The sequence below is a fragment of the Streptomyces sp. ICC1 genome (assembly GCF_003287935.1).
Lineage (GTDB): Bacteria > Actinomycetota > Actinomycetes > Streptomycetales > Streptomycetaceae > Streptomyces > Streptomyces tritrimontium.
The window spans coordinates 4,954,175-4,973,837 of sequence record NZ_CP030287.1 but is presented as its reverse complement, the minus strand read 5'-3'; the positions used below and the strand labels follow the sequence as shown (position 1 = coordinate 4,973,837).

The following is a 19,663-nucleotide window of genomic DNA, read 5'->3' as shown; positions in this document are numbered from 1 at the left end:
GTGGGTGCCGCGGATCCTCGGGGATCAGTAGCGGTAGTGGTCCGGCTTGTACGGGCCCTCGACCTTGACGCCGATGTAGTCGGCCTGCTCCTTGCGGAGGGTGGTCAGCCGGACGCCGAGGGCGTCGAGGTGCAGGCGGGCCACCTTCTCGTCCAGGGCCTTCGGCAGGACGTAGACGTCGGTGGGGTACTCGGACGGCTTCGTGAACAGCTCGATCTGGGCCAGGGTCTGGTCCGCGAAGGAGTTGGACATGACGAACGAGGGGTGGCCGGTCGCGTTGCCCAGGTTCAGGAGGCGGCCCTCGGACAGGACGATGAGGACCTTGCCGTCGGGGAACTTCCAGGTGTGGACCTGGGGCTTGACCTCGTCCTTGACGATGCCCTCGATCTTCGCGAGGCCGGCCATGTCGATCTCGTTGTCGAAGTGGCCGATGTTGCCCACGATCGCCTGGTGCTTCATCTTGGCCATGTCGGCGGCCATGATGATGTCCTTGTTGCCCGTGGTCGTGATGAAGATGTCGGCGATCTCCACGACGTCGTCGAGGGTGGCGACCTGGTAGCCGTCCATGGCCGCCTGGAGCGCGCAGATCGGGTCGATCTCGGTGACGATGACGCGGGCGCCCTGGCCGCGCAGGGACTCGGCGCAGCCCTTGCCGACGTCGCCGTAACCGCAGACGACCGCGACCTTGCCGCCGATGAGCACGTCGGTGGCGCGGTTGATGCCGTCGATCAGGGAGTGCCGGCAGCCGTACTTGTTGTCGAACTTCGACTTGGTGACGGCGTCGTTCACGTTGATCGCCGGGAAGAGCAGGGTGCCCTCGGCCATCATCTCGTAGAGGCGGTGGACGCCGGTGGTGGTCTCCTCGGTGACGCCGCGGATCTCGGACGCGAGCTGCGTCCACTTCTGCGGGGCCTCGCCCAGGGTGCGGTTGAGCAGAGTGAGGATGTACGCGTACTCCTCGGAGTCCGCCGTCGACGGGTCCGGGGCCGCGCCGGCCTTCTCGAACTCGACGCCCTTGTGGACGAGGAGGGTGGCGTCGCCACCGTCGTCGAGGATCATGTTCGGGCCGCCGGTGGGGGTGTTCGGCCAGGTCAGCGCCTGCTCGGTGCACCACCAGTACTCTTCCAGCGTCTCGCCCTTCCAGGCGAAGACGGGGACGCCCTGCGGGTCTTCCGGGGTGCCGGTCGGGCCGACCGCGATGGCGGCGGCCGCGTGGTCCTGCGTGGAGAAGATGTTGCAGGAGGCCCAGCGGACGTCGGCACCGAGGGCGACGAGCGTCTCGATGAGGACGGCGGTCTGCACGGTCATGTGCAGGGAGCCGGTGACGCGGGCGCCGGCCAGCGGCTGGGTGGCGGCGTACTCGCGGCGGATCGACATCAGGCCGGGCATCTCGTGCTCGGCGAGGGTGATCTCCTTGCGCCCGAAGGCGGCCAGCGAAAGGTCCGCGACCTTGAAGTCGGTGAATGCGGCAGTCATGTGGATGCTGCTCCTCGTGGGATCGAGAGGTTGGGTACGGCTGAGCCGCGCACCGCCCGCGGGGGTGGCGCACATGGCGCTCAGTCCGTCGGGGGTCCTCTCTCCCCTCGGCCGGTCCTGGGGACCGCCCGACCGCCATCAGCAGCGACGCCTGACACTGATGACGAATCTACACCGATCGGCGGAGCGCGGCTCGGACGGCTGCGGGGCAAGTCACGCCTCGGGTTCGGGCCATCCGGCGGAACAGTTCAGGGCCTTTCGGACTTTTGATGCACCCCCTACATGTTGGAGGATGCCGGTGGGTCGGGTCTTTTGCGCGATCCCGCAGGACGAAGGCGTGAGGAGATTCCAGTGACCAGTCCGGCAGTCCCTCCTGGCAGCGGAGGCACGAGCGGGCGGAAGCCCGTGAAATTGGTGGCCGTCACCGCGTGCCCGACGGGTATCGCGCACACCTACATGGCCGCGGAGAAGCTCCAGCAGGCCGCCGACCGGCTCGGTGTGCAGATGAAGGTGGAGACCCAAGGCTCGATCGGAGCGGAGAACGTACTCTCTGACAACGATGTCAGAGACGCGGACGCCGTCATCATCGCCGCCGACAAGGAGGTGGACCTCGAGCGCTTCGCCGGCAAGAAGGTGCTGTCCACCGGCGTCGCGGACGGCATCCACCGGCCGGAGGAGCTGATCCAGCGCGCGCAGAGCGCGCCGGTGCAGTCCGGAACGGCCGCGGGACCGGGCGCCGGCGGGGCCGGCGCGGCCGGCGGCGGCCATCAGCGCAGTCAGGCGTACAAGGCGCTGATGAACGGCGTCTCGCACATGATCCCGTTCGTGGTCGTGGGCGGTCTGCTGCTCGCCGTGTCGCTGTCCCTGGGCGGTCACGCGGACGCCAAGGGCGGGCTGGTCATTCCCGACGGGACCTTCTGGTTCTACGTCAACAAGCTCGGCGTGACCGGCTTCAGCCTGATGCTGCCGATCTTCTCCGGCTACATCGCCTACGCCCTCGGTGACCGGCCGGCCCTCGTACCCGGCATGATCGGCGGTTTCCTCGCCGCCGACGCCGTGCACATCTACGGGGCCGACGCGAACGCAGGCTTCCTGGGCGCCATCGCGACGGGCTTCATCGCGGGCTATCTGGTCGTGTGGATCAAGAAGGTCAAGGTCCCCAAGGTCATCCAGCCGATCATGCCGATCATCGTGATCCCGATCGTGTCGACGGTGGCCCTGGGGCTCTTCTACATCTACGTGATCGGGAAGCCCATCTCCTGGGTCTTCACGAACCTGACCAGCTGGCTGAACGGGATGACCGGCTCCAGCGCGATCGTGCTGGGCACCATCATCGGCCTGATGATCGCCTTCGACATGGGCGGTCCGGTCAACAAGACCGCGTTCCTCGTCGCCGTCGGCCTCATCGGCACCAACAACCACGTCATGGGCATGGCCGCCGCGGCCATCCCGGTCATGCCGCTCGGCCAGGGCCTGGCCACCCTGCTGCGCCGCAAGCTCTACAGCGACGAGGAGAAGGAGACGGGCCTCGCCGCCCTGTTCATGGGCTTCTTCGGCATCTCCGAGGGAGCGATCCCCTTCGCCGCCGCCAGGCCCGCGCAGGTCATCCCCGCGAACATGCTCGGCGGCGCGGTGGCCGGTGCGATCGCCGGTGTGGCCGGGGTCCAGGACTCGGTGCCGCACGGCGGTCCGATCGTCTCGCTGTTCGGCGCCATCAGCGGTGTCGCGATGTTCTTCGTGGCCATCGCGGCCGGTGCGGTCGTGACGGCGCTGACGACGAACGCGCTGATCGAGTTCAAGCTGCGCCGCGACGGCGTGAGCCCCGGGTCGCCGGTGCTCTCGCCGGAGCCGGTCCTGGTCGGGGCCGGTGTGGGTGCGGGTGCGGGTGCGGGTGGCGGGACGGCCGTACGGGCGCAGGCCACGGCTCCCGGCGGCGCGGGCGGTGCGGGCGGTGCGGGCGGCGAGGGCGACTCGGGCGACCGGCCCGAGGTGCTGTCGGGGTACCTGACCGAGCAGACCGTGAAGACCGAGCTGGCCTCGGACTCCAAGGAGGCCGCGATCCGCGAGATGGCGCAGATGCTGGCCACCACCGGCAACGTCCGCGACGTGGACGAGCTCGTACGGGTCGCCCTGGCCCGGGAGGCGCAGGGCACGACGGGTCTCGGCGAGTCCATCGCGATCCCGCACGCCAAGACGGACGCCGTGACCCGCCCGACGGTGGGCTTCGCCCGGTCCGACGAGGGCATCGAGTGGGGCGCGCTGGACGGCACGAAGGCCCGGCTGGTCTTCATGATCTCCGTACCCGAGGCCGCGGCCGGGGACGAGCACCTGCGGATCCTGGCGCTGCTGTCGCGCAAGCTGATGGACGCCGGCTTCCGGGAGCGGCTGCAGGCCGCGCCGGACAAGGCCTCGATCCTGGAAGTGCTGCGCGAGATCCAGTAGCCGCGCGGCTCCCTCGCCCGGCCCCCCACCTGCTGGTGGGGGGCCGGGCGCGTTCGCGCCGCGACCGGCCCGTACAGTGCGGCCGCGAGTCTGATCGCGGAGAACACAAGGGGCGGGATCGTGGACGTGCGGGGCGGGGCGCCGGGGCGCCGGACCGGGGTGGCAGCGGTGGTGCTGCTGGTGCTGGGCGCGGTGCTGAGCTGCGCCGGCGGCATCGGCGGGTACTTCTTCATGCCCACGAAGGTCATGACGTCGGGCCACATGGGGCCGTCCCACCCGGCGGGCTCCTCGATGGTCTTCAACCTGCTGATCACCAAGGTGGAGCGCGGCGACGTCGTGCTCTTCGACGCCGCGGCCTGGGGTGAGCGGCACCTGTCCGTGGAACGGGTGGTGGCCGTGGGCGGCGACCACCTCGCCTACGCGCCCGGTGACCGGACCTTCACGCTCAACGGGAAGCCCCTGGCCGAGCCGTACGTCCTGGACGGCGACCCCGTGGCGGGCACGCCCGGCGCGTTCAGCGTGACGGTGCCCGAGGGCCGGATGTTCCTGATGGGCGACACCCGCGGCAACTCGGCGGACTCCCGCTACCGGTACCAGACGGCGCCGCACGGGACGGTTCCCGAGTCGGACGTGAAGGGTGCGGTGATCGACGACGGCGATCCGCTGCTCGTCGGCCTGCGGTCCCTGGTGCTCTGCGGGATCCCCGTGCTGCTCGCGGGCGTGTGGTGCGGAGTGGTCGCCGCGCGGCAGCGCCGCCGGGCGGCGGCCTCCGCCGCGGCGTCCGTGCACGCATGGCACGTGCCGCCGGGCGTCTGAGGGAGTCCGGGTACGGCGAAGGCCCCCGTACGGCCGTGGGAGCGGCTGAGCGGGGGCCTCCTCACCTCACGGCGCGGTCAGTGGCCGTCGCCGCCCGGGGACTTGGCCGGGTTGGTGCCCGCGGCCGCGGCCGCGGCGTTGTAGATGTCCGGCTCCAGGTAGATCACCCGGGCGATCGGGACGGCCGCGCGGATGCGGGCCTCGGCGGCGTTGATGGCGGCCGCCACCTCGCTCGCCGTGTCGTCGCTCTGGACGGAGATCTTCGCGGCGACCAGCAGTTCCTCGGGGCCCAGGTGCAGGGTCCGCATGTGGATGACGCCGGTCACGACGTCGCCGTCGACGACGGCGGCCTTGATCTTCTCGACGTCCTCGGTGCCGGCGGCCTCGCCGAGCAGCAGGGACTTGGTCTCGGCGGCGAGCACGATGGCGATGATGATCAGCAGGATGCCGATGCACAGGGTGCCGATGCCGTCCCAGATGCCGTTGCCGGTCGCCAGCGCGATGCCGACGCCCGCGAGGGCGAGGACCAGGCCGATGAGGGCGCCCAGGTCCTCCAGGAGGACCACGGGGAGTTCGGGGGCCTTGGCCCGCTTGATGAACTGGCCCCACGAGAGGTTCCCGCGGATCTCGTTCGACTCCTTGATCGCGGTGCGGAAGGAGAAGGACTCCGCGATGATCGCGAAGATGAGCACGCCGATCGGCCAGTACCAGTGCTCGATGGCGTGCGGGTGCTGGATCTTCTCGAAGCCCTCGTAGATGGCGAACATGCCGCCGACGGTGAAGAGCACGATGGAGACGAGGAACGCGTAGATGTAGCGCTCGCGCCCGTACCCGAAGGGGTGTTGCGGGGTCGCCTCGCGCTGGGCCTTCTTGCCGCCGAGCAGCAGCAGGCCCTGGTTGCCCGAGTCGGCCAGCGAGTGGACGCTTTCCGCGAGCATCGACGAGGATCCGCTGAAGACGAAGGCCACGAACTTGGCCACCGCGATGGCCAGATTGGCGGCGAGTGCCGCCACGATCGCCTTGGTACCGCCCGACGCGCTCATGGTTGCGATGTGTCCCTTCCTCGGTGCGGCGCCCCTGTCCGGGGCGCCGCTCTACGGCCGCAGATTCTCACAGCCACCGGTAGGGACGGTACGTCAGACCACCACGGTGGCACGGAAGACGGTGCCGGTACCGGACAGTTCGGCCTTCTCGCCGGCCGGGACGAACACCGACTCTCCGGGGGCCAGGGCCAGTTCGCCGGACTTCGGGGAGGACGCCCGCGGGGAGCCGGCCGTGCACAGCAGGATCTGCGGGGTGGTGTCCGGCAGGACCCGGGGGGTGGCGCCGGGGGCCAGGACGAAGCGGGAGAGCCGGAATTCGTCGATGGGGGTCTCGTAGACCTCCTCGCCGTTGCCCTCGGGGCGCAGGACGCCCGGGTCGGCCGGCTCGAAGAGGGTGACCTTCAACAGCTCCGGGACATCCACGTGCTTGGGGGTGAGCCCGCAGCGCAGGACGTTGTCGGAGTTGGCCATGAGCTCGACGCCGAGCCCGTCGATGTAGGCGTGCGGGATGCCCGCTCCCAGGAACATGGCCTCGCCGGGCTGGAGCCGCACGTGGTTGAGGAGCATGGCGGCGATGACGCCCGGGTCGCCCGGGTAGTGGTGGACGAGCCCGGCGTACGGGGCGTACGGGCCCCCGAGCCGCTGGGCGGCCGCCGCGGCCTCGGTGACCGTACGGGCCATCTCGGCGCGGTCGGCGGTCAGGACGGCGGTGAGCACCTCGCGCAGGGCCTCCTCCTCGGGGTGGGCCCGCAGGAGGTCCGCGTAGGGCTTGAGGGAGTCGACGCCGAGGCCTTCGAGGAGTTCGGCGGCCTCCAGCGGCGGACGGAATCCGCACAGGCCGTCGAAGGGGGTCAGGGCGCAGACCAGTTCGGGCTTGTGGTTGGCGTCCTTGTAGTTGCGCTGCGGTGCGTCGATCGGGACGCCGCGCCGCTCCTCGTCCTCGAACCCGGCTTTGGCCTGGGTGAGGTCGGGGTGGACCTGGAGGGAGAGCGGGGCGCCGGCGGCGAGGACCTTGAAGAGGAAGGGGAGCCTGGGGCCGAACTTGGCGACGACGGCGAGGCCGAGTTCGGCCTCGGGATCGGCGTCGATGACGTCCGACAGGGCGGTCTCGCCGGCCCCGCGATCGAGCCGGGAGGGGGCGCCGGGGTGGGCGCCCATCCACATCTCGGCCTGGGGCTCACCGGTGGGGGCGACTCCGAGGAGCTCGGGGATCGCGGTGGTGGATCCCCAGGCGTAGGGGCGGATCGTGTTAGAGAGGCGGTCCATCGGTGGTCTTCCTGGGTGAGAGAGATGCGGGTATGCGTCTCAGCTGTGTCCCCCGGAGGCCAGCGCCAGGTAGGCGGTGGCGAAATCCGTGACGGCGAGGAGTTCGGCGAGCTGTTCCAGCTCGGTTCCCTCCTCAGGTTCGAGTTCGCTGATGGCCGTGTCGTGGCTGTGGGCGAGCTCGCGTGCGGCAGGGGCGGCTGTCAGTCCGCCTGCGGGCCGGTCGCGCAGCAGTACGACGCGTGCGCGGAGGGCCTGCGGTTCTTCCACTCGGTCGCGGAAGAAGTCGTCGGGGTCGGCGCCGGCGGCGAAGGCGCCGGCGAGCAGGACTCCGTGGGCCGGGAGTGCCTCGGGGAGGTCGGCGGCCAGTGCGGGCCGGCCGGCGAGCTCAGCGAGGGTGGCGGCGAAGCGGCGGCCGGCGGGTCCGGCGGCGGCTCCCTCGCTCCAGATGAGCGGGAGGGAGTCGGCGAGCTCGGAGGCGAGGGTCTTGGCCGGGTTGGAGTAGGTGGCGATGGCGGGGCCGCAGCGCGCGGCGGTGCGGTCGAGCCGGTCGGCGACGAGCTGGAGGGTGTCGGGGGCGGCGGTGATCAGGCCGACCTTGTCGAGGAGCACCAGCAGCGGGGTGAGCAGGGCCCACAGGGCGCCGGGTCCGGCCGCGGCGGATTCGTCGTACTCCTGGTACGGGGCCTTGGCCATCGGTACGAGGAGCCCGTGCGCGCCTTCGATCGCCTCGCTCAGCGGTGAGCGTTCGGGGGCGACGGCGACGACGGTGGAGCCGCGCCGGTAGGCCTGCTCGGCGAGCAGGGCGAGGCCGGGCTCGGTGCCGTCGGTGGTGGCGATGAGCAGCAGGTCGACGGGGCCGGCCCAGCCGGGCAGGGTCCAGCGCAGCGCGCCGGAGGCGTGTGCGACGCCGGTGGGGTGCAGCCGGATGACGGGCGCGGAGGCTCCGGCGAGCGCTCCGAGCAGGTCGGCGACTCCGGTGGCGGCGGTGCCGGGCCCGGCGATGAGGACGGCGCGGGGGCGGCCGTCGGGGCGCAGGTCCCCGAGGCCCGCCTCGAGCGCGTGCCGGGCCGCGGTGCGCACCCGGGCCCCGGCCTCGGCGGCGCCGCGGAGCAGGCCGCGCCGGTCGGCGCGGGCCAGATCGTCAGGTGCGTCGAGGAGCGACTCGTCGAGCATGGCGGCCTCCGGCTATGTCTGTGACGTGTCCAGTGGTGTCGGAACCTGTGTCGGTACCAGTCTCAGCCTTTGCGCGGGGTGGCGGTGGCAGCTCAGGCGGGACGGCGCGCCTCGTCGACGAGGAGCACCGGGATGCCGTCGCGGACCGGGTAGGCGAGACCGCAGTCCTTGCCTCCGGTGCAGATCAGCTCGGGGGTCTGCTCGTCGGCCGACTTGTCCTCGAGGGGCGAGTGGCAGGCGGGGCAGGCGAGGATCTCCAGAAGGCCGGCTTCGAGCGGCATGGGGGGCTTCCCTTCGAACATGCGGATTGGGCCAGGTCAGCGTACCGCCGGGCCGCGCTGTACGCGGCCCGGCGGATCATCTTGGGCCCGGGATCTCGGACGGTGCGGGTCTGGTCACAGCACTAGGCGCGGACGAGCGCGAGGACCTCGTCGCGGACCTTTTCGAGGGTCGCGGTGTCGCGGGCCTCGACGTTGAGGCGCAGGAGCGGCTCGGTGTTGGAGGCGCGCAGGTTGAACCACCAGTCGGCGGCCGTGGCGGTCAGGCCGTCGAGCTCGTCGAGGGTGACGCCGGGGGCGGAGCCGTATGCGGCCTTGACGGCGGCCAGGCGGCCGGCCTGGTCGGCGACCGTGGAGTTGATCTCGCCCGAGCCCGCGTAGCGGTCGTAGGAGGAGACCAGCTCGGAGAGGGGGCCGTCCTGGCCGCCGAGGGCCGCGAGGACGTGGAGCGCGGCGAGCATGCCGGTGTCCGCGTTCCAGAAGTCCTTGAAGTAGTAGTGCGCCGAGTGCTCGCCGCCGAAGATGGCGCCGGACTTGGCCATCTCCTCCTTGATGAAGGAGTGACCGACGCGGGTGCGGACGGGGGTGCCGCCGTTCTCGCGGACGACCTCGGGTACGGACCAGGAGGTGATCAGGTTGTGGATCACGGTGCCGGTGCCGCCGTTGCGGGCCAGCTCGCGGGCGGCGACGAGGGCGGTGATGGCGGACGGGGAGACGCCCTCGCCGCGCTCGTCCACGATGAAGCAGCGGTCGGCGTCGCCGTCGAAGGCGATGCCGAGGTCGGCGCCCTCGGCCTTCACGCGGGCCTGGAGGTCGACGATGTTCTTCGGGTCGAGGGGGTTGGCCTCGTGGTTGGGGAAGGTCCCGTCCAGTTCGAAGTACATGGAGACGAGGTCGAGCGGGAGGCCCTCGAAGACGGTGGGGACGGTGTGGCCGCCCATGCCGTTGCCCGCGTCGACGACGACCTTGAGGGGGCGGATGGCGGCGAGGTCCACCAGGCCCTTGAGGTGGGCGGCGTAGCCGGGGAGGCTGTCCTGCTCGGTGACGGTGCCCGGGACGGTGCCGGCGGGGATCTCGGGGGCGCCCTCGTCGCTCCAGCGCTCGACGAGCTCGCGGACGGCGGAGAGGCCGGTGTCCTGGCCCACGGGGGCGGCGCCGGCCCGGCAGAGCTTGATGCCGTTGTACCGGGCCGGGTTGTGCGAGGCCGTGAACATGGCGCCGGGCAGGTCCAGCTTGCCGGAGGCGTAGTAGAGCTGGTCGGTGGAGCACAGCCCGATCAGGGTGACGTCGACGCCGCGGGCGGCCGCGCCGCGGGCGAAGGCGGTGGACAGGCCGGGCGAGGAGGGGCGCATGTCGTGACCGATGACGATCGCGGTCGCTCCGGTCACCTCGACGAACGCGGCACCGAACAGTTCGGCCAGCGGCTCGTCCCACTCGTCCGGTACGACACCTCGTACGTCGTAAGCCTTGACGATGTTCGAAAGATCGGTGGCCACTGCCTGCCCTCCTGAAGGTGATGTGCGGTGGGGCAAACCTACCGTGGGCGCCGAGTCTCTTTTCGGACGATCTGAGTGTCAGGAGTCCGGCGAGCGCAGGACGCGCAGGTGTCCGCGGCGTGTCTCTCCGCCGGTGTGACCGCCCTGACCTGCGCCGCCTCCCGCGCCGGCCGCGCGTTCCGGGGGCCTGGCGGCCTCCCGTACGGCGTTGGCGAGGGCTTCGAGGTCGTCGCCGGTGGGCCGGGAGGGTGCGGACCCGTCGGTGAGGCGTACGACGTCCCAGCCGCGCGGGGCGGTCAGGCGCTCCGAGTGCTCGGCGCACAGGTCGTAGCAGTGGGGTTCGGCGTAGGTGGCGAGCGGGCCGAGAACTGCGGTCGAATCGGCGTAGACGTACGTCAGTGTCGCGACGGCAGGGCGGCCGCACGCGGTGCGCGAACAGCGACGTACAAGGCTCACGACGTTGGACGCTACCGCACTCTTGACCGGGCCGCGACGACTCCCCCGCCGGGCACTCTCCCGTGTCGGCCGATCGCCCCCGCCCGGTGGGGGACGTGCGGGCTACGCTGCGGGGGTGACGGACAGCACCCTGCCTCCCCCTTCCCTGCCTTCCCCTTCGCTGCCCGGCGGCTCCGGGGGCGGTGAACCGCGGGCGCGCCGGCGCGACCGCCACGGACGGGGGATGCGCGGGCCCGTGGCCCCGCCGCAGGTGCCGCTGTCCGCGAGCCGGTCGGAGCTCTTCGGCGACCTCGTACGGGACTCCGTGGAGCGCCTGGAGCGGCGCTGGCCGCAGCTGGCGGAGGTGGAGTTCCTGGTCGGCGACGTGCCCGGTCCGCCGGGCGGGGCGGACGCGGGGTGGAACGACGAGGCGGTGCCGCTGGGCGCGCTGGTCGAGGCGGCGGGCGGGCGGGCGGCCCGGATCGTGGTGTTCCGCCGGCCGGTGGAGATCCGGACGAAGTCGCGGGACGAGAAGGCGCGGCTCGTCCACGAGATCGTGGTGGAGCAGGTGGCGGAGCTGCTGGGGCTGTCACCCGAGACGGTGGATCCGCGGTACGGACAGGACTAGGCCGGACCGGCCGCTCTCTCGGATCCCGCCGGTTCAGTCCGTCAGGACCGAGAGGTCCTGGGTGGCACGGGGGACCGAGACCGTCGAGCGGTCGTCCGAGAGGGTCTGGACCGTGAACATCGGGATGCCGTCGCGCGGCAGGGTCAGGGTGCGGGCCGCGTGGACCGGGCCGCCGGAGAGGGTCTCCACCGTCAGGGCGTAGGCGCCCTTGCCGCCCGCCGGGGCGAGGGTGATGTTCTGCGTGGTGCCCGCCTTGACCGTGACCTCCTGGGAGGCCGGCTCGCCGCCCTCCGTGCCCGGTGAGGCCGTCACCTTGACCTTGGCGTCGGCTCCGGACGCGGCCGTCAGCGAGAGCACCGTCGCGTTCTCGTCGGCGCGGTTGTCGGGGACGGTCGCCCGGGTGCCCACCGGGGCGGCCGCCTGGACGAAGCCGATGTCCTGCTTGGCTCCGCTGCCGCGGACGATCCGTACCGCCGCGACCACCGGCACGGCCTGCTTGCCGTCGGCCGGGGACAGCACGAGCGAGCCCGCCTCGCCCCGGGTGACGTCCTTGAGGTCGGCGCTGGCGGTCATGCCCGCCTTGACGTGCAGCTGCTCGTTGCCCGCCGGGCTGATCGAGCCGCCCGGCCCGGCCAGCCTGACCTTCAGGTCCGCGTCCTCCTCGCCGGGCGCGAAGGCGACCAGCCGTACGGAGGTGGCGTCCGCCGGGATGCCGGGCAGGACGAGCGTGCCCGACGGGTCGACGGAGGCGGGCAGCCAGTCGGCGCCGACGCCCTCCTCGCCCGCCTGGGCGGTGGCTCCGACCCGGCCCGCGCGGGTCGTCACGTGGGCCGTGACGTCCGCGATCTGGGCGCCGGGGGCCAGGGAGGACAGGGCGATCGCCTTGCTGGACTTGGGGTCGATCCGGATGTTCTCGCTGGTGCCCGCTTCGGTCTTGACCGCGCCGTCGGGGCCGAACAGCTTGATGTCGACCACGGCGGCCGTGTCGTCGGGGTTGGTGACGTGGACGTAGTCCTCGCGCCCCTTGGCGGTGCTCACGCCGGGGAACCAGAAGTCGGTGCCGGGCGCGGTGCAGCCGACGCCGAGCACGCCGCGGGTGCGGCCGACGGAGACGACCGTGGTCTGCTGCGCGCTCCAGCCGGGAGCGAGGAATCCGTCGGCGGTGCCGGTGAGCGCGGGGGCTTCGGCGCCCGAGGCCTTGGCGCCCAGCGGCTTCCCGGGCTCCTTGAGCTCCAGTACGGGCTTGGCGTCCTTGGTCGCGCCGAGCAGCCGGGCGGAGCCCTTGCCGCCGGCGGCGGCCGCGCCCGGGGTGAACGCCGTGTACACGGTCTCGGCGATGTCGGAGGTGCTGGGCGCGGGGCACACCAGCAGGGACCGCTCGACCGGCATCCGGGCCGCTTCCCCGCCGGCCGGGGCGGCCGCGGCCGCCCGGCCCGCGGCGGGCGCGGTGAGCGCGGCGAGGCCGGTGACGGCGGCCAGCGCCGCCGTGACGGCGGCGAGCGTCAGGGGTACGCGCTGCTTCACTGCTGGGGGCTCCCGTCCGGACGCGGGGCGTGCTGCCCGTCCTGCTGTCCGTCGTGCTGTCCGTAGGGGTCGTATGGCTCGTAGGACTCGTACGGCTCGTGCGACGGATGCGGCTGCGGCTGCGCCTCGTACGGCGGGTACGGGTAGGGGTACTGCTGCTGCTCCTGGTACGGCTGCCGGTCGTACTGCTGCGGCTGCTCGTACGGGTAGCCGGGCTGCTGGGGCTGCTGGGGCTGGGCTTCCTGCTGCCCGTAGGCGTAGCCGCCCTGGTCCCCGTAGGCCTGCTGGTAGGCGTAGGCGTCCTCGCCGTAGGCGTCCTGCCCGTACGGCTGCTGCGCCGGGATCTGGGCGTACGGGTCGGCGGCGACGGCCGCCTCGGCGGGGGCCGCGGCCTCCGCCTCGGCCTGGTCGCGCAGCCGGCGGGCGCGGCGGCCCTCCCCGGCCTCCTCGGCGGGCGCGGCCTCCTCCTCGGGGAGGTCGTCGTCGAGGCTGGTGCGGCGGCCCGGCAGGGCCATCACGAGCAGGACCAGCGCGAGCAGGCCCTGCGCCCAGTGCCAGGCGGTCCGGGTGAGGGCGTCCTGGTGGACGAGGTCGAGGCGGCCGCCGTCGGCGGGGAGCTCGAAGCCCTGGGCCCAGCCGTCCAGCGTCTTGGCCTTGAGGGGCTTGCCGTCGAGGGTGGCCTGCCAGCCGGGGGAGGTCTGGTCCGCGATGCGCAGCACGCGGCCCGCTTCGCCCGCCGGGATCTTGGTGTGGGCCTCGACGGGGCCGGAGGCGACGGGGATGGGGGCCTCGCCGGGCTTGGCGGGGACGATGACGGCGCGGGCGACCTGCCGGTCGACGCGCCACAGGGCGCTGCCTTCGAGCTTGCTGAGGCGGCTGAGGCCCGGGGTGGCGTCGAGGACGCGGCCGATCTCCGCGGGGGCCCCGTCGCGGACCAGGACGTAGCGGATGGCGAAGCCGCCGAGCTGGTCGGTCTGGTCGGCGCCGGAGCCGGCGACGAGGCTGGAGACGACCTTGTCGAGGCGGGTGTCGCTGCCGGCCTGGGCGGCGAGTTCGGCGTCGCCCAGGCGGCCGCCGGAGCCGCGTACGAGGCTGTACGAGAGGGCGGCCGGTGTGGTGGCGCCGATGACGAGGGTGCGGGCCTGGTCGCGGGTGCCGCTCTCCTCGGCGACGAAGGCGGGGACCTGGACGGGGTCGCGGCGCTCCAGCGGGCCGGCGGCTCCGGTGAGCATCCAGGCGACGGCGCCGATGACCGGGCCGATGGCCGCGGCGAGCGCGATCAGGGCGGCGAGCGGCTGGCGCCAGCCGAAGCTGCGGGCGGCGACGCGTTCCTTGGCCCCGTCGGCGCCGATGGCGGCGGCGGCCAGCAGGGCGATTCCGTAGACGAGGGTGGCGGGGCCGGCCCAGGCGGTGCGGTTGACGAGGACGGCGAGGACGAGCGCGGCGAGCGCGGCGGCCCAGGCGGTGCGGACGGCGAACGTCCGGTCGGTGCGCAGCAGCGCGGCCAGGGCGGCGAGGACGATGCCGATGAGGATCAGGCCGCCCGCGGTCCGGGGTCCGCCGGGGCTGATGCCGAGCAGGTCCAGGGCGGTGGCCGAGCCGGCTCCGTAGTCCAGTCCGGCCTCGCGCAGGAAGCGGCCGGGGTGCGTGAGCAGTCCGAGCGACCAGGGGGCGAGGACGAGGAGGGGGACGGCGAGCGTCGCGAGGAGCCGGGGGCCGTACGTCTTCCAGTGCGCGCGGCGCCAGGCGAGCGCGGCGGCTCCGAGGACGGCGGCGAGCGGCCAGACGACGGGGGTGAAGGCGGTGGCCAGGGTGAGCAGGAGGGTGTGGGTCCAGGTGGCGCGCCAGCTGCCCTCGGTGCCTGCCGGGCTGCCCTGGCCGCTCTGGCCGCCGAAGCCGAAGGCGGCGACCGCGGAGCGGGCGATGAGCGGGAGCAGGACCGCGAGGACGGCGGTGCCGAGGCGGCCGCCGGCGAGGGCTCCGGTGACGGCGGGGAGGAAGGCGTAGGCGACGGCGGCCCAGGCGCGCAGCAGCCGGGACCTGACCAGCGGCCGGGAGGCGAAGTAGGCGGTGAGTCCGGCGAGCGGGACCGAGCAGACGAGCAGCAGGGTCAGGGCGGCGTTGGTGGAGCCGAGGAGCAGGGTGGAGAGGGCTCCGAGGACGGCGAGGTAGGGCGGTGCGCCGGCGGTGGAGCCGGTGCCGACGGGCTGCCAGTCGCCGGTGTAGGAGCGCCAGAGGTCGAGTCCGCCGTCGGGGGCGGGCAGCAGGGCGCCGCCCATGAGGGAGCCGCCGCCGAGCAGGGAGCGGCAGGCGATGACGGAGACGAGCAGGAGGAGGGCGAACAGGACGGGCGCGGGCTTGCGGGCGATCCGCTTGATCCGCGCGAACTGCTCGACGTGCAGGTATTCGGCGTCGTCTCCGCCGGGGCCCGATTCGACGGCTCCGCCGTGCCGGCCCGCGTTGGCGTTCTCGGTGTCGCCCGCGGAGCCGAAGTAGCCGGCGAGGTGTTCGGCGTTGGCGCGCAGGGTGGCGCCGGACGGCGGGAAGAGCGGGCGCAGCTCCTTGGCGGGGACGGCCGGGCGGCGCCGCGCCTTGCGGGCGGCGAGGAGGCGGCCGGGGCGGAGCAGGGTGGCGAGGAGGCCGGTGACCTCGTCGACGGCTTGTCCGGGGGCCTTGCCGACGAGGTAGGCGAGGGCGCGCAGGACGGTGCCGACGAGGACGCGCAGCAGGACGTAGGGCAGGGCGCGGCCGGAGCTGTTGGCCAGCATCGTGTAGACGGCCGCGGCCTTGTCGACGCGGTGCGGGCTGGCGCTCGTCCGGCCGGCGCAGTCGACGGTGCGGCGTTCGCGGGCGGAGGCCTCGGCGTGCCGCAGGACGGCGTCGGGGGCGATGAGGACGGCGTGGCCGGCGCTCTGGGCGCGCCAGCACAGGTCGACGTCGTCGCGCATGAGGGGAAGGCGCCGGTCGAAGCCGCCGAGGGCGTCGTAGACGTCGCGGCGGATCAGCATGCCGGCGGTGGAGACGGACAGGACGGGCTGGACCTGGTCGTGCTGGCCCTGGTCCTGTTCGCGGCGGTCGAGGCCGGTCCAGCGGCGGCCGCTGCGGGCGATGGTGACGCCGACCTCGAGGAGCTGCTTCTTGTCGTACCAGCCGCGCAGCTTGGGGCCGATGACGGCGGCGTCGGGGTTCTCGTCGGCGACGCGCAGCAGTTCGGCGAGGGCGTCGGGCTCGGGGGCGCAGTCGTCGTGGAGCAGCCAGAGCCACTGGACGGGTTCGCCGTGGGGCAGGTCGGGGAGGTCGTACGTGTCGTCGCGCCAGGTGCGGCTGACGGGGTCCCAGCCGGAGGGGCGCTTGAGGTACGGGAGTTCTTCGGGGGTCAGGGTGCCGGCGGTGCGGGCGGCCTCCTCGACGGCGGCGCCGAAGCCGGTGCGGCGGGCCAGGTGCAGGACCCGGTCTTCGCCCAGGGCTTCGCCGAGCAGGCGCGCGGAGTCGTCGGCGCTGCCGGTGTCGGCGGCGATGTGGCTCTGGGCGGGGCGTTCCTGGCCGAGGAGACCGGCGAGGGTCCGGGGCAGCCAGCGGGAGCCGTCATGGGCGACGAGGACCGCGGTGACGACGTGCCGGGGGAACTCTGGTGCGGCGGCAGCCTGGTGGGAGGCGCTCGACTGGCTGTGCAGGGACATCGCGGTACGGGCCCTCCGGCCGGGGGTCCGGGGGTGGTGTGCCCTCGGAGGCTGCTGGACAGCGCCCCACACTAACGGCTGGGAACACAGCGGTCCGCCTCCTGCGGGGAAGGTGCGGGAGGCGGACCGTTTGCTCTGCTCGTCGTGCTGTTCGTTGTACTGCGATTTGTACCGCTGTGTGCACTGCGGGGTGCACGGGCGGGTATGCCGTCGGCTATGCCGCTCGATATGTCGTGGGTCGTGCCGCGGGCGCCGGTCGGTGCGCGCCGGAGGCGCTTCAGACGGCGGCCTTCTTCAGGCGTCGGCGCTCGCGTTCGGACAGGCCGCCCCAGATGCCGAATCGCTCGTCGTTGGCGAGGGCGTACTCAAGGCATTCGGAGCGGACTTCGCAGGCGAGGCAGACCTTCTTGGCCTCGCGGGTCGAGCCGCCCTTCTCGGGAAAGAAGGATTCGGGGTCGGTCTGGGCGCAGAGAGCTCGCTCCTGCCATCCGAGCTCTTCGTCCGCCTCCTCGACCAGCAGTTCCTGAACCAGCTCGGTCATGTGCGCCCCTCGCTCTGTCTGTGCGTCCCCGTGGTGATGCCGTTACTCATCGCTACGTAACGACACGAGTGAAATTACAAGTGCGGGGCTCCGGCGCAGTCAAGCCGAGATCTGCTATTGGGCCCCTTATTCACTCTGCGGAACCAAGCCTATGCAGAAAGTGTTCATATCGCCAAAAATCGTGACACATGCCACAGGTACCTCACAGGACACTCCCTCCCCCGTAGTCGACGCGTCACTCTGTGGTGGGGTTCCGATCCGGCCGGAGAAGCGGCGCAGATCACATTTCGGCCACAGGGTGACATCGGGCGGCTTGCCGGGTTTGAGAGCGGCCACGAGGAGTGCGGCGCGACTTGCAGCGCCACATCCCCTGGTACCGACTGCACAAACCTTTCTCCGGGCACGGTAACCGGATGAGGTGAAACTTTTCCACCAAAACGGACATTGGGTTGACAGTCCGGCCCCCCAACCGGTCTCCTAGTTGCCATGTCAGCGCCCGCAGCCGCCACCTGGACCCCCATTCGTGGGTTCCTGCGCGCTGCCCAGGTTCGCTGTTGCTGTTGCAGCTGTTGATGCCCCCGGAGCTTCGGCTCCGCTGAGCTCCAGCCCCCACAGCGACCGCCTGCACGACTGACATCCGTCGAGGAACCCCCCGATGAACAGCACCAGCACCCTGAACACCACCCCCACCCCCACCCGTGCCGGGACCGGGGCCGGGGCCGGGGCCGGGGCTCATCAGGCCTCCTCGGCGGCCTGAACCGCCTGCGCGGCACCCGGGTCCGGGTAGCGGCCCTCCGGGCCGAACGGTTCTCCGTACAGGTAGCGGCCGAGCGCGGTGACCGGGAAGACCTGCCGGTACAGGTGGTAGTTGATGGAGAAGTCCCAGGGGAAGCCGGTCCCGGTGAAGTACGGCTCGTCCCAGCCGCCGTCCTCGCCCTGGGTGGAGACGAGGTACGCGATGCCCCGCCGGACGCTCTCGCCGTCCCGCTCCCCCGCCGACAGCATGGCCATCAGCGCCCAAGCCGTCTGGGAGGCGGTCGAGGCGCCCTTCCCGGCCCAGGACGGGTCCTTGTAGGAGCGCTGGTCCTCGCCCCACCCGCCGTCCTCGTTCTGTACGGATTCCAGCCAGCCCACGGCCCGCCGGATCGCGGGGTGCGAGAGGGCGAAGCCGGCGGCCGTCAGGGCCGGCACCACCGAGCCGGTCCCGTAGACGTAGTTGGTGCCCCAGCGGCCGAACCAGCCGCCCTCCGGCTCCTGTTCGGCGAGGAGCCAGGCGATGCCGCGCCGGGTCCGCGCGTCGCCCGCCTTGCCCTCGACGGCGAGCATCTCGACGACGTGGGCGGTGACGTCGGCCGAGGGCGGGTCGATGACCTCGCCGAAGTCGCAGAAGGGCAGCTTGTTGGGCAGCGGGCTGGTGTTGTCGGCGTCGAAGGCGCCCCAGGCGCCGTTCTTCGACTGCATGCCGAGGTTCCAGGACACCCCGCGGGCGATGGCCGCCTCGACCCGCGCCGGATCGGGGTGCTTGACGCGGCGCAGCGCCAGGACGACCTCGGCGGTGTCGTCGATGTCCGGGTAGGTGTCGTTGTGGAACTCGAACGCCCAGCCGCCCGGGGCCAGTCGGGGCCGGCGCACGGCCCAGTCGCCGCTGCGCCTGATCTCCTCGCCCAGCATCCAGTCGGCGGCCTTGACCAGGGCCGGGTGGTCGGGGCGCACGCCCGCGTCGGCCAGCGCGATGGCGGCCAGGCAGGTGTCCCAGACCGGGGACTGGCAGGCCTCGATCATGCGGGCGCCGTCCTCGCGCCACACCGCGAAGCGGTCCAGGGACTCCAGTCCGGCCCGCATCACCGGGTGCCCGAGGTCGTAGCCGAGCAGGTGCAGGGCGATCACGGAGTACACGGCGGGCGGCTGGATCCCGCCCCAGCAGCCGTCGTCCTCCTGGCGCTCCACGATCCAGCGGCCGGCGCTGGCCATGGCCGCCTCGCGCAGCCGGCGCGGCGCGAACCGGCGGTAGAGGTGCAGGGCCTTGTCCATCCGCTGGAAGGCGCCGCCCCAACTGGCCAGCGGGTCCAGCCGCTTGACGGGGTACGGGTTCCGCGCGTCGGTGTGCAGCTCGTCCAGCGCGAAGGGGGCCGGGCGGACCGGGCGCAGCGCCGAGACGACGGTGAGGGGGACGATGGTCTGCCGGGCCCAGCAGCCGAAGTCGTAGATGTTCAGCGGCACCCAGGGCGGCAGGAAGAGCAGTTCGGGCGGGAGTTCGGGCAGGTGGTCCCAGTTCCACCAGCCGAAGAGCGCGAGCCAGATGCGGGTGAACACGCGGGCGCCGGCGATCCCCCCGTGGCCGCGGATCCACGCCGAGGCGCGGGCCATGTGCGGGGCGCCCGGGTCGTCACCGGCGAGGCGCAGGGCCACGTAGGCCTCGATGGTGGCGGACAGGTCGCTGGGGCCCTTGTGGAACGTGGCCCAGGTGCCGTCGGCCCCCTGCTCGCCGCGGATGAACAGGGCGGCGGCCTGGGTGGTGGCCTCGTCCCGGATCCCGAGGAACTGGCGCAGCAGCAGGTCCTCGGCGTCCATGGTGACGTTGGTCTCCAGGTCGCCCTTCCACCAGCCGGCCTCGTCCTGCCGGTCGAGGAGGTTGCGCACGGCCCTGAGGGTGGCTTCGCGGACTGCCCGGTCGTCCGGGCCGGGCGCCGCGGCCGGCTCCGTCCGCACGGCGGGGCGGGTGGCGTGGCCCCGGCCCGGCGGGCCCGCGGCCACGCCGTCACCGGGTCCGGCGTCGCAGGCGTCCGCGCCGGCTCCGCCGTCGGTCGTCGCTGTCATGGCTTCCCCTTTGTGTGCAGTGTCCTCTGCTGTCCTGGGGTTCGCCGT

The 19,663-nt window shown here is 72.7% G+C and carries 14 protein-coding genes; 3 read left to right on the top strand and 11 right to left on the bottom strand.

Annotated elements, in window-relative coordinates; genetic code table 11:
• Positions 1-24: 24 nt before the first annotated feature.
• Positions 25-1,476, bottom strand: a complete 1,452-nt coding sequence (gene ahcY / locus DRB96_RS23535; RefSeq protein WP_112450248.1) for an adenosylhomocysteinase — start codon at positions 1,474-1,476, stop codon at positions 25-27.
• A gap of 351 nt (positions 1,477-1,827) precedes the next feature.
• On the opposite strand from ahcY, the gene DRB96_RS23530 reads away from it, so the two are divergent.
• Together DRB96_RS23530 and lepB are read left to right on the top strand one after the other, a co-directional pair.
• Complete coding sequence (locus DRB96_RS23530) at positions 1,828-3,918, top strand: fructose-specific PTS transporter subunit EIIC (protein WP_112450247.1); 2,091 nt, start codon at positions 1,828-1,830, stop codon at positions 3,916-3,918.
• Positions 3,919-4,038: 120 nt separating this feature from the next.
• The gene (lepB, locus tag DRB96_RS44870; RefSeq protein ID WP_239516298.1) at positions 4,039-4,734 is read left to right on the top strand and encodes a signal peptidase I; all 696 of its coding nucleotides are present in this window, start codon (positions 4,039-4,041) and stop codon (positions 4,732-4,734) included.
• Positions 4,735-4,811: 77 nt separating this feature from the next.
• Here the strand turns inward: lepB and DRB96_RS23520 are convergent, their stop codons facing one another.
• The 6 genes from DRB96_RS23520 to DRB96_RS23495 all read right to left on the bottom strand — a co-directional run bounded on the left by DRB96_RS23520 (position 4,812) and on the right by DRB96_RS23495 (position 10,446).
• Positions 4,812-5,777 (bottom strand): cation transporter, encoded by a 966-nt coding sequence (locus DRB96_RS23520; RefSeq protein WP_112450246.1) that lies wholly within the window; start codon positions 5,775-5,777, stop codon positions 4,812-4,814.
• 93 nt (positions 5,778-5,870) lie between these two features.
• Positions 5,871-7,043: a mannose-6-phosphate isomerase, class I gene (manA, locus tag DRB96_RS23515; protein WP_112450245.1), complete on the bottom strand. Its 1,173-nt coding sequence runs from the start codon at positions 7,041-7,043 to the stop codon at positions 5,871-5,873.
• Between the two features lie 39 nt (positions 7,044-7,082).
• Positions 7,083-8,216, bottom strand: a complete 1,134-nt coding sequence (locus tag DRB96_RS23510; RefSeq protein WP_112450244.1) for an SIS domain-containing protein — start codon at positions 8,214-8,216, stop codon at positions 7,083-7,085.
• Positions 8,217-8,308: 92 nt separating this feature from the next.
• Positions 8,309-8,497, bottom strand: a complete 189-nt coding sequence (locus DRB96_RS23505) for a Trm112 family protein (protein WP_112450243.1) — start codon at positions 8,495-8,497, stop codon at positions 8,309-8,311.
• Positions 8,498-8,619: 122 nt separating this feature from the next.
• Positions 8,620-9,990: a phosphomannomutase/phosphoglucomutase gene (locus DRB96_RS23500; RefSeq protein WP_112450242.1), complete on the bottom strand. Its 1,371-nt coding sequence runs from the start codon at positions 9,988-9,990 to the stop codon at positions 8,620-8,622.
• 78 nt (positions 9,991-10,068) lie between these two features.
• Complete coding sequence (locus DRB96_RS23495) at positions 10,069-10,446, bottom strand: DUF3499 domain-containing protein (protein WP_112450241.1); 378 nt, start codon at positions 10,444-10,446, stop codon at positions 10,069-10,071.
• A gap of 223 nt (positions 10,447-10,669) precedes the next feature.
• Between DRB96_RS23495 and DRB96_RS23490 the strand changes: the two genes are divergently transcribed.
• Positions 10,670-11,053, top strand: a complete 384-nt coding sequence (locus tag DRB96_RS23490) for a metallopeptidase family protein (protein ID WP_112450240.1) — start codon at positions 10,670-10,672, stop codon at positions 11,051-11,053.
• Between the two features lie 33 nt (positions 11,054-11,086).
• Here the strand turns inward: DRB96_RS23490 and DRB96_RS23485 are convergent, their stop codons facing one another.
• The 4 genes from DRB96_RS23485 to shc form a co-directional block, all read right to left on the bottom strand.
• The gene (locus tag DRB96_RS23485; RefSeq protein ID WP_112450239.1) at positions 11,087-12,577 is read right to left on the bottom strand and encodes a DUF5719 family protein; all 1,491 of its coding nucleotides are present in this window, start codon (positions 12,575-12,577) and stop codon (positions 11,087-11,089) included.
• A complete protein-coding gene (locus DRB96_RS23480; protein WP_112450238.1) occupies positions 12,574-16,257 on the bottom strand; it encodes a glycosyltransferase family 2 protein in 3,684 nt (1,227 codons plus the stop codon). The genes DRB96_RS23485 and DRB96_RS23480 overlap by 4 nt, the downstream gene beginning before the upstream one ends.
• Before the next feature lie 277 nt (positions 16,258-16,534).
• Positions 16,535-16,798, bottom strand: a complete 264-nt coding sequence (locus DRB96_RS23475; RefSeq protein ID WP_112450237.1) for a WhiB family transcriptional regulator — start codon at positions 16,796-16,798, stop codon at positions 16,535-16,537.
• A gap of 735 nt (positions 16,799-17,533) precedes the next feature.
• Complete coding sequence (gene shc / locus DRB96_RS23465; RefSeq protein WP_112450235.1) at positions 17,534-19,615, bottom strand: squalene--hopene cyclase; 2,082 nt, start codon at positions 19,613-19,615, stop codon at positions 17,534-17,536.
• Positions 19,616-19,663 lie beyond the last annotated feature (48 nt).

Excerpts from the sequence above, each read along its gene's own strand:
- DRB96_RS23480 (WP_112450238.1), bottom strand. The coding sequence starts at position 16,257 with ATGTCCCTGCACAGCCAGTCGAGCGCCTCCCACCAGGCTGCCGCCGCA.
- DRB96_RS23505 (WP_112450243.1), bottom strand. The coding sequence starts at position 8,497 with ATGCCGCTCGAAGCCGGCCTTCTGGAGATCCTCGCCTGCCCCGCCTGC.
- manA (WP_112450245.1), bottom strand. The coding sequence starts at position 7,043 with ATGGACCGCCTCTCTAACACGATCCGCCCCTACGCCTGGGGATCCACC.
- DRB96_RS23520 (WP_112450246.1), bottom strand. The coding sequence starts at position 5,777 with ATGAGCGCGTCGGGCGGTACCAAGGCGATCGTGGCGGCACTCGCCGCC.
- shc (WP_112450235.1), bottom strand. The coding sequence starts at position 19,615 with ATGACAGCGACGACCGACGGCGGAGCCGGCGCGGACGCCTGCGACGCC.
- ahcY (WP_112450248.1), bottom strand. The coding sequence starts at position 1,476 with ATGACTGCCGCATTCACCGACTTCAAGGTCGCGGACCTTTCGCTGGCC.
- DRB96_RS23475 (WP_112450237.1), bottom strand. The coding sequence starts at position 16,798 with ATGACCGAGCTGGTTCAGGAACTGCTGGTCGAGGAGGCGGACGAAGAG.
- DRB96_RS23490 (WP_112450240.1), top strand. The coding sequence starts at position 10,670 with ATGCGCGGGCCCGTGGCCCCGCCGCAGGTGCCGCTGTCCGCGAGCCGG.
- DRB96_RS23510 (WP_112450244.1), bottom strand. The coding sequence starts at position 8,216 with ATGCTCGACGAGTCGCTCCTCGACGCACCTGACGATCTGGCCCGCGCC.